This window comes from Trichocoleus sp. FACHB-46, from assembly GCF_014695385.1.
GTDB lineage: Bacteria > Cyanobacteriota > Cyanobacteriia > FACHB-46 > FACHB-46 > Trichocoleus.
In genome coordinates this window covers 57,246-71,236 of sequence record NZ_JACJOD010000032.1, presented here as the reverse complement: position 1 = coordinate 71,236, position 13,991 = coordinate 57,246, and the positions used below count along the sequence as shown (strand labels likewise).

Annotated in this window: 7 protein-coding genes and 1 tRNA gene; 5 read left to right on the top strand and 3 right to left on the bottom strand. The window is 46.2% G+C overall.

The window, feature by feature from the left end; all coding sequences use genetic code 11:
* Nucleotides 1-284 precede the first annotated feature (284 nt).
* Genes H6F72_RS29750 through H6F72_RS20450 form a run of 3 tightly spaced genes read left to right on the top strand, consistent with a single transcriptional unit; the run spans nucleotide 285 to nucleotide 8,735 of the window.
* Nucleotides 285-1,817, top strand: a complete 1,533-nt coding sequence (locus H6F72_RS29750) for an AAA family ATPase (RefSeq protein WP_199299215.1) — start codon at nucleotides 285-287, stop codon at nucleotides 1,815-1,817.
* Between the two features lie 3 nt (nucleotides 1,818-1,820).
* Complete coding sequence (locus tag H6F72_RS20455) at nucleotides 1,821-6,329, top strand: ATP-binding protein (RefSeq protein WP_199299214.1); 4,509 nt, start codon at nucleotides 1,821-1,823, stop codon at nucleotides 6,327-6,329.
* A 12-nt stretch (nucleotides 6,330-6,341) separates the two neighbouring features.
* Entirely contained in the window at nucleotides 6,342-8,735 is a 2,394-nt protein-coding gene (locus tag H6F72_RS20450) for a response regulator (RefSeq protein WP_190440052.1), read from the top strand.
* Between the two features lie 101 nt (nucleotides 8,736-8,836).
* Here the strand turns inward: H6F72_RS20450 and H6F72_RS20445 are convergent.
* The 3 genes from H6F72_RS20445 to H6F72_RS20435 all read right to left on the bottom strand — a co-directional run bounded on the left by H6F72_RS20445 (nucleotide 8,837) and on the right by H6F72_RS20435 (nucleotide 10,606).
* A tRNA-Ala gene (locus H6F72_RS20445) sits at nucleotides 8,837-8,909 on the bottom strand.
* A 67-nt stretch (nucleotides 8,910-8,976) separates the two neighbouring features.
* Nucleotides 8,977-9,702: an HAD family phosphatase gene (locus H6F72_RS20440; protein WP_190440050.1), complete on the bottom strand. Its 726-nt coding sequence runs from the start codon at nucleotides 9,700-9,702 to the stop codon at nucleotides 8,977-8,979.
* A 7-nt stretch (nucleotides 9,703-9,709) separates the two neighbouring features.
* The gene (locus H6F72_RS20435) at nucleotides 9,710-10,606 is read right to left on the bottom strand and encodes a class I SAM-dependent methyltransferase (protein WP_190440047.1); all 897 of its coding nucleotides are present in this window, start codon (nucleotides 10,604-10,606) and stop codon (nucleotides 9,710-9,712) included.
* 326 nt (nucleotides 10,607-10,932) lie between these two features.
* Here H6F72_RS20435 and H6F72_RS20430 point away from each other — a divergent pair, with 326 nt between their 5' ends.
* Entirely contained in the window at nucleotides 10,933-12,564 is a 1,632-nt protein-coding gene (locus H6F72_RS20430; protein ID WP_190440044.1) for an ATP-binding protein, read from the top strand.
* 18 nt (nucleotides 12,565-12,582) lie between these two features.
* The gene (locus H6F72_RS20425) at nucleotides 12,583-13,680 is read left to right on the top strand and encodes a response regulator (protein WP_190440040.1); all 1,098 of its coding nucleotides are present in this window, start codon (nucleotides 12,583-12,585) and stop codon (nucleotides 13,678-13,680) included.
* Nucleotides 13,681-13,991: the final 311 nt, after the last annotated feature.

Genomic DNA, 13,991 nt, shown 5'->3' with positions numbered 1-13,991 from the left:
TAATGCTCCCCAAATGCTTGCTTGACCAGAGTTGCTAAACCACCCTGGTACCTTTTTTCTGCTAGAACTTTGGTAATCCTTTCGTAGAGCTCTAATACTCACAACAGCACCGCAGTGCCGCTTCGACAATAGTCTTTAAATCCTGTCATCTATTCTAGAGATAGACGTGATCGCGATGCTGCTAACTTTGTCGTGTCCAATCGCTCATCCAATAACTCTTTCAAGAATTAGCCTAGATAACAGTCGAGCATTGACCACCTATCCGTATTACCACAAAAAAGAAAATGAGTTCTACGATCGCTGGCTACAACTTGCTCGAAGTTCTCTATGAAGGGGCTATAACCTGCGTTTATCGAGCTAAAAGGGTATCTCAAAGTGATCTGGGATCAACGGTCATTATCAAAACCCTGAAAGCCGAATATCCAACGGTGAATCAGCTGAATCAGTTGAAGCATGAATATCAAATTCTACAAGACTTAGAAATTGAAGAAATTGTTAAGCCTTTAGCATTAGAAAACTACGGCAATGGCCTCGCTCTAATTCTGTCTGATTTTGACGGAGAATCATTAGCAAAAGCGATCGCCACTCGACCTTTTGAGTTAAAGAATTTTTTACAAACTGCAATTCATTTAGCTGCAATTTTGGCGCAGTTGCATCAGCAAAATATTGTTCACAAAGATATTAAGCCTTACAACATTCTAGTGAACCCAGCAACGGGTGAAGTCAGGCTGATTGATTTTGGGATTGCTACCCGTCTATCTAGAGAAAATTCAACGATTAGCAGCATTAATGGTTTGGAAGGCACGCTTTCCTATATGTCTCCCGAACAGACTGGGAGAATGAACCGCTCGATCGACTACCGCACTGACTTTTACTCTCTAGGTATTACTTTTTACGAGATGCTGACTGGGCAGTTGCCATTTCTAGGAACCGACGCGCTAGAAATCATTCACAGTCACATTGCCAAAACCCCCGTTCCACCTCATCTGGTCAATTCAGAAGTCCCAGAGGCACTGTCTAACATTGTCATGAAGTTGCTGGCTAAGACGGCAGAGGAGCGTTATCAAAGTACGCTGGGGCTGAAAGCCGACTTGGAGCTGTGTCAAGAGATGCTACAAACTGGCAAAATTTCTCTTTTCCAGGTGGGAGAGTTCGATTTATTTAGCCAGTTTTTGATCCCAGAGAAGCTGTATGGGCGCGATCGCGAAGTTAGTTTATTGATGAGTACGTTCGCTCGCATAGCGTATCCGCAGGACAATCACGTCAATGCTGGCAAAACAGAAGCTTTGTTAGTTACGGGCTACTCTGGCATTGGTAAATCGTCGTTGGTCAATGAAGTTCACAAACCGATCGTTAGCGCGAGAGGATATTTCATCTCTGGCAAATTTGACCAGTTCCAGCGCAATGTTCCTTACTCTGCCCTCATCAGCGCCTTTCAGTCACTGGTAAAACAACTGCTGACGGGAAGCGAAACCCAACTAGCACAATGGAAGACTAAACTTTTAGCTGCTTTGGGCAACAACGCTTCAGTCATGATTGATGTGGTTCCAGACGTGGAACGGATTATTGGCGAACAATCTCCTGCTCCGGAGTTAGCACCTACAGAAGCCCAAAACCGATTTAATTTGGTTTTCCAAAACTTTATTCGGGTGTTTTGTTCACCAGAGCATCCTTTAGTCCTGTTTCTTGATGATCTGCAATGGGCTGATGCTGCTACGCTGAAGCTGCTAGATGTGATCTTGACGGATGCAGAAACAGGTTATTTGTTTTTAATTGGCGCTTATCGAGATAACGAAGTAAGCCCTAGTCATCATTAAAGGATGACGCTGGAGACACTAAGCGCTAAAGCCGTTGTCATTCATGAGATTACTCTAGCTCCTTTGGCTCTTGCGGATATTTGTCATCTGATTGCGGATACGCTTCATAGTGATATCATGTCTGTTCTACCTTTAGCTGAATTAGTGATTCGCAAAACATCGGGCAATCCCTTCTTTGTGAATCAATTTCTCAAAACGCTATATCAGGAAAACCTGCTAACTTTCAATCCGCTCTCGAATCAGGGAAAAGCTGGCTGGCAGTGGGATATTACCCAAATTGAGGCGCTTGACATTACCGATAACGTCGTTGAATTGATGATTCAGAAGCTGCGAAAACTCCCTGAATCAACTCAACAAGTGTTGCAGTTAGCCGCATGCGTGGGCAACAAGTTTGACTTGCAAACGCTATCAATTATCTATAAGCGATCGCCAGCTGAAACCTATCAAGATCTAGAATCAGCGATCGCAGAAGGATTAGTATTACCTGCCTCTGAGTTAACCCCTGCCCCAGATCTGACAGATACACATCTAGTCAGCTTAGAATACAGGTTTCTCCATGACCGAGTGCAACAGGCAGCCTATGCCTTGATTGAGGATAGTTCTAAGCAAGCGACTCACTGGCAAATTGGTCATTTACTTTGGCAAAACATATCACCAGAAACATTATCAGAAAAGATATTTGAAATTGTTGATCACCTCAATTTAGGCATTGAGCTAGTTACAGATAAAGCGGAACAGATTGAGATTGCCAAACTTAATTTAATTGCTGGCCAAAAAGCTAAAGCAGCAACGGCCTATGCAGCGGCGATCGCGTATTTGCAATTTGGGCTGAAGTTGTTAGCCGAAGATAGCTGGAGCCACCAATACGACCTCACATTATCCCTGCATACCGAAGCAGCAGAGGCGGCATTTTTGGGCGGTGACTTTGAAAAAATGCAGAGATTGGCTGCGATCGTGCAAAACCGCGCCAAAACGTTGTTGGACAGCGTCAAAGTGTACGAAGTCCAGATTCAAGCTGATATGGGGCAGCAACAGCTACTAGCAGCACTGAACACAGGATTGCGAGTCTTAAAGCAGTTGGGGATAGAGTTTCCTGACGTACCAAATCCAGCGGATATTGGGCAGGCTCTAGGAGAAACTGCCGCAATTTTGAGCGGAACGCCAACTGAGGCATTAATTGATCTCCCTGCAATGAGCGATCCTCATCAACTCGCTGCGATCAGGATTTTGTCCAGTATCTTTTCTGCTTGCTATTCTGGCATGCCCTCACTGCTGCCTCTGACCGTATGCAAACAGGTCAATTTATCTGTGCAATACGGCAACGCTGCTGTATCCCCCTTTGCCTATGCTGTCTACAGTCTGCTGCTTTGTGGAGCGGTAGGAGAGATTGAGCGGGGCTATGAGTTCGGTCAATTAGCGTTACGGCTCGTGTCAAAGTTGAATGCCAAAGAAATCGCAGCCAAGACTTGCCATTTGGTCTATGCTGGCGTTCAACACTGGAAAGACCATGTCCGAACTACGTTAGAACCATTTCTGTCAACCTTCTCTAGTGGGCTGGAAACTGGAGATTTAGAATATGCTGGCTATGCCGTTATGGTGTGGAGCCATTACTCGTTTTTTGTGGGTCAGCCACTCGTACAGCTCGAACGAGAAATAGTTACCTACACAGATGCGCTTCGTAGCATCAGCCAAGAAACAGCGCTGAATAATACAAAGATTTGTTGGCAAGCCGTCTTAAACCTGATGGGAAACAGCCAAAATTTATGCCAGTTAAAGGGGAAAGCTTACGACGAAGCGAAAATGCTGCCACTACATCAGCAAACCAATAACCAACTGGCACTCCACTACTTATATTTGCACAAACTTGTGCTTTGTTATGGATTTGAAAATTACCGAGAAGCCCTGGAACATATCCCTCATATAGAGAGTTCTTTCGGAGCATCTACAGGACAACTCACGGTTGTAATCTTCTATTTTTATGATTCCTTAGTACGACTAGCTAGCTATTCTGAAGCTTCACAGGTTGAGCAACAAGATATACTTGAGCGCGTCCAAACCAATCAAGAAAAACTGCAGAACTGGGCACATCATGCCCCCATGAATCATCTGCACAAATACTATTTAGTAGAGGCAGAACGGCATCGCGTTTTAGGCAAGAACGTAGAAGCAATGGAACTATATGACAAAGCCATTGCTGCGGCCAAAGAAAATGAGTACATCAATGAAGAAGCTCTAGCTGGTGAACTAGCTGCTAAGTTCTATTTAGCCTGGGGTAGAGACGCGATCGCCCAACTCTACTTTCAAAAAGCGCACTACGCCTATCAAATCTGGGGCGCTCAAGCTAAAGTGAAGCATTTAGAAGAAAAATATCCTCAGTTTTTTACTAAAGCTGCCGCTAAAAGTGGCACAAACACAACCAGCCCTCAAAGGACAACCAATCATCTTGGAACGGATCACAACCTGGATTTAGCCACGGTCATGAAAGCTGCACAAGCGCTTTCGGGTGAGATCGTTTTCAGTAACCTGCTGACAACATTGATGCAAATTCTGCTGGAAAATGCGGGTGCAGAAACAGGGATACTCATTTTAGAGAAGGATGCACAACTCTTTATTGAAGCCACCGGGCAGGCGAATCAAAATGGATTAATTGTTCAGCAATCGATCGCGGTAGAGACCAGCCAGCAGATACCACTGTCTATCATCAATTATGTGCGGCAAACTCAGGAGAGTGTGGTTCTCAATGATGCAACTCGTGAGGGGATTTTTACCACCGATTGCTACATTCTCGATCACCAACCGAAATCTGTTTTGGGTGCGCCCATCGTGCATCAAGGTAAGCTGATCGGCATTCTTTACCTAGAAAACAATTTAACCACAGGTGCTTTTACAGCCGAGCGAGTTAAAGTTTTACAGCTTCTATCTTCACAGGCCGCGATCGCGATTGAGAATTCCCGCCTTTATCAAGATTTAGCCCTTGCGAATGCCGACTTAAAGCGATCCCACGAACAGTTAGAAAATTACAGCAAAACGCTAGAAGCAAAAGTCGAAGAACGGACGGTACAGCTACGCCAAGAGGCGCGCGATCGCCAGAAAGCAGAGCAAATTGCTCAGTCTGCCAACCAAGCCAAGAGTGAGTTTTTGGCCAACATGAGCCACGAACTGCGGACCCCGCTGAATGGCATTTTGGGATATACCCAGATTTTCCAGAAAGACCGAGAGTTATCCCAACAGCAACAGAATCGCATTGCCATCATTCATCAATGCGGAGAGCATCTACTCAACCTGATCAATGATGTTTTGGATCTATCTAAAATTGAAGCTCGCAAGATGGAACTGTATCCGAGAGAGTTTCATTTTGATGAGTTTTTACATAGCATTGCCGAGATTTGCAGAATTAAAGCAGAGCAAAAAGGGATTGCGTTAAGCTACCAAACTCTGTCTCCGCTCCCTAAAGTGATTCGAGCCGATGACAAACGCTTGCGTCAAGTCTTGCTAAATCTGCTGGGCAATGCGGTTAAATTCACCGAAACGGGAGCGATCGCTTTTAAGGTGGGTTATCACGAGCAGAAAATTCGCTTTCAAATTGCAGACTCTGGCATTGGCATTGCCTCAGATGAACTGGAGGAGATTTTTCAGCCGTTTCAACAAGTCGGTGAAAATAGCCGCAAAACAGAAGGAACCGGGTTAGGACTGGCGATCAGCGGTCAACTGGTAGAGATGATGGGCGGCACGCTTCAGGTCCAGAGTACGTTGGGAGTAGGCAGCACGTTCTGGTTTGATCTAGAACTACCAGAAACTCAGGCACCAATAGAGGCTGCAACTACCTCAAAGGGGGCGATCGCTGGGATCAAAGGCGACAAGCGGAAAATTTTAGTTGTAGACGACAAGCCCACAAATCGCGCTATCCTCGTCAATCTCTTGGAGCCGCTCGGATTTGAGGTGTTAGATGCGGTAGATGGTGAAGATGGACTGAATAAGGCGCAATCGTTTCAGCCCGATGCTATCCTGATCGACTTGGTGATGCCAAATTTGGATGGTTTTGAGGCCACCCGACGCCTTAGATTAATGCCAGTTCTCCAAGACACGATCGTGATTGCAGTTTCGGCTAGCGTTTTTGAATTCGATCAGCAACAGAGCCTTAAGGTAGGCTGCAACGATTTTCTACCAAAACCCATCCGAGAAGACGCGTTACTTCAGAAATTACAAGAACACTTAAAACTAGAATGGATTTACGAAAATGCCAACGAAACTGGAGCACCCTGGAAACAAGATCAGCCAGAAAATAACTTCATGATGTCCTCCTTAGCTGCGTCTGACTTCCCCACTCCGCCCGCCGAAGAACTGGCTATTTTCCTAGATTTAGTCATGCGAGGAGATTTACGAGCCATTGCCAGACGATCGACCCAATTAGAAGAGTCAGACCCGCAGTTGAGGCCGTTTACCACCCACTTGAGACAGCTAGCTAAAGAATTTAAGGGGCGGCAAATTCTGGAATTTTTAAACCAATTTTAATAAGAGGTATTCATGAATACAGGCACGGCTGAAGAAGATGTGATTTTAATTGTGGACGATATGCCCACAAATTTAGATGTGCTGCTCGACTTACTAGAGGCGGCGGGTTTCAAAGTGGTGATCGCTGAAGACGGAGAAAGAGCGATCGCTCTGGCAGAGTACGCGCCTCCTGATTTGATTTTGCTCGACGTTCTCATGCCTGGAATTGATGGCTTTGAAACCTGCCGCCGCTTGAAGGCAAACCCCGCTACCCAAGAGATCCCAGTTATTTTTCTCACGGCGGTTAGCGATAACGTAGATAAGGTTAAAGGCTTAAATCTAGGTGCAGTGGATTACATCACGAAACCGCTGCATCATGAAGAAGTTTTGGCCCGAGTCAATACTCATGTGCGGCTGCAAAACCTCACCAAGCGCTTAACAGCACAAAATGAGCGACTAGAGAAGGAGATTCAACAACGCCAACACCTGGAGGTAGAACATGAGCAAGCATTTAGAGCCTTACAGCGCAGTGAAGCTCGATTTAGATATCTGATCGAATCCAATGTGATTGGCGTGATTTTTAGCAAGCTAGACGGCAGTATTACAGACGCAAATGCTGCCTTTTTGCAAATGGTAGGGTACGATCGCGCTGACTTAGAAGCGGATAATATCAATTGGCAAGTGCTCACCCCTCCAGAATATAACCATTTCAGCCAAGTCGCAGTGGCAGAACTCGCCAGTTCGGGAGCGTTTAATGCCTTTGAGAAGGAGTACTTCCATAAAGATGGCTACCGGATTCCAGTGATGGTCGGTGGCGCTTTGCTGGATGAATCGCAAGAGGCGATCGTGACCTTTGTATTAGACCTGACACAACATAAGCAAGCAGCAGATAAAATCCGGGAACAGGCAGCGCTGCTCAACATCACCACGGATGCCATCCTCGTCCGAGATTTAGATAACAAAATTCAATATTGGAACAAGGGCGCAGAGCAGGTCTACGGCTGGAGCGCGGAAGAGGCGATCGCCCAAGACGCGAATCAGCTATTGTATCCCTCAGACTCGCTCGATCAACTCGAAAGTGCTCAAAGCAGCTTAAGAGCATCTGGCACCTGGCAAGGTGAACTGTATCAAGTCGATCGCCAAGGTCAAGAAATCATTGTGGCGAGCCGCTGGACCTTAATGCATGATGCTCAGGGAGAACCCCAATCGATCTTGACCGTCAATACCAACATCACGGAAAAGAAACAGCTCGAAAGTCAATTTCTGCGAACGCAACGACTGGAAAGTTTAGGAACTCTGGCGGGTGGCATTGCTCATGATCTCAACAACATTCTGACTCCCGTTCTCAGCACAGCCCAATTGTTACAGTTCAAGTTTCCTCATGCCGATCAGCAGAGTCAGCATTTATTTGAAATTATTGAAACCAATACCAGACGGGGAGCGGCTTTGGTGAAGCAAGTGCTGCAATTTGCGCGTGGGGTCGAGGGTAAACAGGCGATTGTGCAAGTGAAACACCTGATCCACGAAGTGAAGCAGATTGCTGAAAAGACATTTCCTAAATCCATTGAGCTGGTCATCGACGTGGAACCGGGACTGGGGCTGGTGTCTGGTGATGCCACGCACCTGCATCAAGTGCTCATGAACCTGGTCGTCAACGCCCGTGATGCCATGCCTCACGGCGGTACACTCACTATTTCTGCCAAAAACCTGTTTGTAGACGAACCCTATGCCCGACTGCATCTGGATGCCTCGGTGGGTTCCTACATTGGACTGATTGTGAAAGACACCGGAACTGGCATGTCACCGGATATTGTAGACAGAATTTTTGAACCTTTTTTTACTACTAAAGAGCTGGGCAAAGGCACAGGATTAGGGCTTTCTACGGTGAGGGGCATTGTTAAAAGTCATAGAGGATTCATAGATGTGTCTAGCAAGGTGGGTCAAGGAACTGAGTTCAAAGTATTCTTGCCAGCAGTAGAAGCATCTGTTCCCATTCAAGTAGAGCCTGCTAATCCAGCCAATGGCAATGCCGAATGGATTCTGGTGGTCGATGATGAAACAAAGATTTTAGAAACAACCAAAATGGCGCTGGAAGCTTATAACTATCATGTGCTAACAGCCCACGATGGCATTGAAGCGATTTCACTCTGCGCTCGCCACAAAGACCAGATTGCTGTCGCCCTAGTCGATATGATGATGCCATCAATGGATGGCCCCACCACCATTCAAACGCTGCAAAAAATTAATCCGCAGATTAAAGCGATCGCCGTCAGTGGTTTTGTCTCGAACGAGAAATTGCAGGGGGCAAACGGCATCCAGAACTTTATTGCCAAGCCATACACCATTCAAGAACTGCTACAAACGCTACAGGCTGTCCTCAGACAGCCCACCGAGAAACAAATAATGCAATATAATTTTATCGACTGACATTAATTCTTTAAACAGGAATTTTGAAGGGGTCAATTGCCTGCTAGAAGCTGAAATCTCTAAAACTCGTGAAATTGGACATTAATTCTTTAAAGGACAAATGGAGAATAGGGGATTCGAACCCCTGACCTCTGCGGTGCGATCGCAGCACTCTACCAACTGAGCTAATTCCCCAATAGCGCTCGGCTATTATAACAAGAAACTTAAACAAGCTCTAGAGAGATTGCTGATGAAATCGGGGTTAGAGAGATGTGGCTTGACTCAAGTTTGGTTGAGCATACAATTCTTGCACTCGGTCCAGCTCTAAATCAGATAGGTAGTCTACAGCCCAGTTTGCTTGCCGCTGCATCATATGAAACGGATAAGTATTAGCGACTCCTACGACGGACATTCCCGCTCGCTTCGCCGCCTGAATTCCTGCGGGAGTATCCTCGATCGCGAGACATTCAGAGGGTTGCAGATCCAGCTCCGGATATTGTTGATTGAGCCGTTCCACCGCTAAAAGATAACCGTCGGGTTCGGGTTTGCTTGCCGTAATCTCATCACCCGCGACGATCGCGCTGAAATATGGAGCCAGTTGGCTCTTCTGCAAAACCAACTCGATTTCAGCCTGTAAGGCTCCACTGACAACCGCAAGTTTGAGTTGCGCTGCTCGCAGGTTAAACATCAAGTCGGCTAAGCCTGGATAAAGCGGCAGTTTTTCTAAGGTTTCTAGGTGGCGTTGGTAGGCACGAGCTTTGCGAACCATTAAGTCCATCAGATACGGTTCTGTGACGACTCGGCCCCGACTGTTTAACAGCTCACTTAAACAAGCGCGATCGCTGCGTCCTAAGCAGACACGACTAAACTCTCCAGGGCCGAGCCGTAGATTTTCCTCAATCAGCAGTTGCTCAATCAGCTGCTCGTGAACTGCCTCATCGTTGATGATGACACCATTAAAATCAAACAGAACCGCCTTTAAAACCATACTTAGCTTACTCAAATGCGGGAGCTGGAAACCCTGTGTCAGGGACAGCAGAGTCATCAATCCTAACAGAGTTGGGATGGGGTCTAGCAGATTCAGGATCGTGCCCCGGAAGCGGCTTAATTCCCCAAGTGATTTGGTGTATCCACCACAGCTCTTGAGTCTGTACCGCGCCAAACCCCGCTGCCCCCATCCAGGCATCCACACTTCCAGTGGCATAAGCTTGCATATAGGGTTCTTCAAAGATTTGGGTCAACCATTCAGTTTGCCGCAGGGTGTTTTGGCTGCCATCCAGAATCAAAACTTCTCCACCAGGTTTTAGAAGCCGAGCCGCTTCCTGCAAAATGGCTCGTGAAACAGTCGGAGGAGTTTCATGAAACAGCAGAGAAGCGGTGACTAAATCAAAAGAGCCATCTAGCAAGCCTGTTTGCTCAGCGTTGGCATGAATAAACTTGATATTTAGCCCAGCCTGCTGCGCTTTATAGTCGGCCATGACTAGCATGTAGGGCGAAAAATCCAAGCCAATGACTTCAGCTTCTGGAAATGCTTGTTTGAGCAATAAAGTCGTTGAGCCTGTCCCACAACCTAAATCTAAGATGCGTCTGGGTTTGCCTTGCACAGTGGCGATCGCCGCTTGCCGAATTAAGGTTTCGTTGGGCAGCAAGACATACTGAGTGATCGGGTCATAAGAGACCGCCGCTCGGGGATTTAAATAGCCTTTTTCAACCCCATGAAAATTTTGAGTGCTGTAGTAAACAGGATAAACCAGGGTGGGGTTGCGGAAGCGATCGCTTTCTGTTTCCCAATCGATGCTGCGATAAAACTGCTCTAAGCCGTCACGATCAATAAACAACTGTAGAACAGGCGACAAAAATCGCTCAAAAATTGTATCCTTCCGAACTGCCATAGGAAGCTACCTAATAGGGTTCTTGCCAGCCGCCACAACCAAAAGGTAGGACCGCCTTAGTAACATTCTACTTTTATGAAGTTTAATGAATTAACTCACGTCATGCCACCGCTCACATCTCAACTTCTTACCAAGTGAGCAATAAACCTGACTCAGCCATAGCCCAGAACTGCTAAGGATGCCTCTAGCGAGCGATCCTGAAAAAAGCCTATTTTTGCTACGGTCTTGACGGTGCAGTTAGAGTGCGTCCCTAAACAGCAGTACTAGATAGCAATTGGGCACTCTCTAGCAAATGTGCAAGCTCCTAAAATTCCCAAGAACTAGCCATGCCTGCCCTCTTACCTGCCAACGAAGCAGAAAGGTTTGAAAGTCTGCTTCAGTACGCCATCCTGGATACTGAGGCTGAGGAATCCTTTGATGAACTCTGCCGCTTGGCTGCCTACATTTGTCAAACTCCCATCGCCTTAATCAGCCTGTCTGACAGTAACCGTCAATGGTTCAAAGCGAAGGTTGGTTTAGATGCTACAGAAGTCCCACGAGACGTTGCCTTTTGTAGCCATGCTGTTTTGCAATACGACATGTTTGTGGTGCCTGATACCCTCGCTGACGAACGCTTCGCCACCAATCCGCTGGTAGTCGCTGATCCTCATATCCGATTTTATGCTGGTTCTCCTCTACTCACTGCCAAGGGGCATGCCTTAGGCACTCTCTGCACTCTCGATCGCGTACCTAGGCAACTCAGCCCAGAGCAGTTGACAGCACTGCAATCGTTGGGCAATCAAGTCATGAGGCAACTGGAATTACGGCGCAATTTGGGGGCTTTAGCTCGAATTACACGCAAACGGCAAGAGGCAGAAGCGGCTCTATGGCAAAGTCGAGAGCAACTCCGAAATTTGGTTGAGCAAATCAATGATTGGGTTTGGGAAGCGGATATTAAGGCTGTTTTTTCTTACGTTAGTCCCAAAGTTTCTGCCATTTTAGGTTACGAACCCAATGAGGTGATTGGCAAAACCCTGGACCAGTTTATGCTTGAGGACGAAGCCAAGCGCTACACAACTTTAATCAGTTACTTCACAGCTCAACAAACGCCCTTTACTCAGCTAGAAACCACTCTAGTCCACAAAAATGGTCGGCTTGTGGTTTGCGAGAGTAGTGCTTCCCCGATCTTTGGTCAGCAAAACCAATTGGAAGGTTACCGGGGCGTGACTCGCGACATTACCGAACGCAAGCAAGCAGAACAACAAATTCGTAAAGCCCTGACGAAAGAAAAAGAACTAAGTGAACTTAAATCCCGCTTTATCAACACAGCCTCGCACGAATTTCGGACCCCACTCACTACCATCTTGGCCTCTGCTGAAGGCTTAGAGCACTACAGCCATAAATGGTCTGATGAAAAAAAGCTGACTTATCTCCACCGCATCCAATCAACGGTGCACCATCTCAATGGGCTTTTAAATGATGTTTTACTGATTGGCAAATCTACCGCAGGCAAGCTGGAGTATCAGCCAACGCCTCTAGATTTAGAAAAATTTTGCTATGAATTGGTGGAGGAAGTTCAGCTCAGTAGTCCTAATCACTTGATCAACTTCGTCAGTGATGGTTTGTGTCATTCAGCCTGTATGGATGAGAAGTTAGTGCGGCATATCTTGATCAACTTGCTATCAAACGCAGTTAAATATTCTCCCACAGGAGGTCAAGTCAATTTTCAGCTTTCTTGTCAAGATAGAATGGCTGCTTTTCAAGTTCAAGACTCAGGAATAGGAATTCCCCAGCAAGACCAAAAATGTTTGTTTGAATCTTTTCACCGAGCCACAAATGTAGGCAATATTCCAGGAACTGGCTTAGGGCTATCCATCGTCAAGCGAGCTGTAGAAACGCACAGGGGCACTGTTTCGGTTAATAGTACGGTTGGGCTAGGTACCACATTTACCGTGCTGCTACCACTTAATAAAGAGTAATAGAAAGGATAATAAACCATGAAAAAGATTTTAGTAATTGAAGATGAGCGAGATGTGCGAGATGTCATTCTGGACATCTTGGATGCAGAAGAATTTGATGCACTTGGAGCAGAAAATGGTTTGGTTGGAGTGCAATTGGCCCAAGAAAAAGCACCGGATCTGATCATTTGTGATGTGATGATGCCTGAACTGGATGGATTGGGTGTTTTGGCGGCATTGCGAAAGCACCCTGAAACAGCAGCGATCCCATTTGTGTTTTTGACGGCTAAAGCTAGTAAAGATGATTTTCGCCAAGGGATGGAACTGGGGGCCGATGATTATCTGACCAAGCCGTTCACGCGATCGCAGTTGCTCAAGACGATTTCTACTCGCCTGGAAAAGCAAGCAGTGGTAGATGAGAGAGTGCAGCAAAAACTTGAGGATGTACGCAGCACGATTACTCTGGCTCTACCTCATGAATTAATTACTCCTTTGAATGCGATCGCAGGCTTGTCGAGTGTGCTAATGAACGAGTGCAGCTTGATGGAGCAAGCTGAAATTGTAGAAGTAGCAGAAGACATTCACAACTCCACGCAAACTCTGCATCGGTTGGTGCAAAACTTTCTTTTATATGCTCAGTTGGAGCTATTAGTCAAAAGTCCAGAACGAATCAAGGCTCTCCGTAAAGGTATCACTCATTCTGTCAGTATGCTAGTTAGCGATTGGGTGACGCAAAAGGCCCAAGAGATGAATCGAGCCACTGATTTACAGTTAGAGCTGAAGGACGCAGTAGTTCAGGTTGCACAAGCCAAACTGAAAAAAATAGTAGATGAACTGGTTGACAATGCCTGTAAGTTCTCGCCCTCAGGGACTCCCATACGAATTCTTAGTAGATGCAATGAGCATACATTTATTCTCTACGTAATTGATCAGGGTCGAGGGATGACTCCAGAACAAATTGAGAATGTTGGCGCTTACGTACAATTTGAGCGCAAACTATATGAGCAAAAAGGTTCAGGGCTAGGGCTAGCCATTGCCAAACGCCTAGCAGAATTGCAGGGTGGAGAACTGGGGATCGAGAGTATTCCCGGTAAGCAAACGACTGTGCGAGTCGTTTTACCTTTGGCCCAAGACTAGGGTCAGTGTCTAGGCAACTTTTCGATAGATAACAGCCAAAGTCGGGGTCCTTCCTTAGCTAGACGATATTTAATCCCCTACTTGACTACAGTAAAAGAACTAAAACTAGTAACCTTTTTTACTGAAATATTAAGCGTTTTATGATTACCCAAGATATTATTCTGCTATTGCAAACCACGGCCACCCACTTACTTCATCAGCGCTCCGAAATAAGCTGCTCGAACCTCCCCTGCCATTGTGATAACCCAGGGCAAAAACTTCGGTGTGAGGAATGCCCTTATCTAGAAGCTTGCTTATCGCGCTCTAAACTT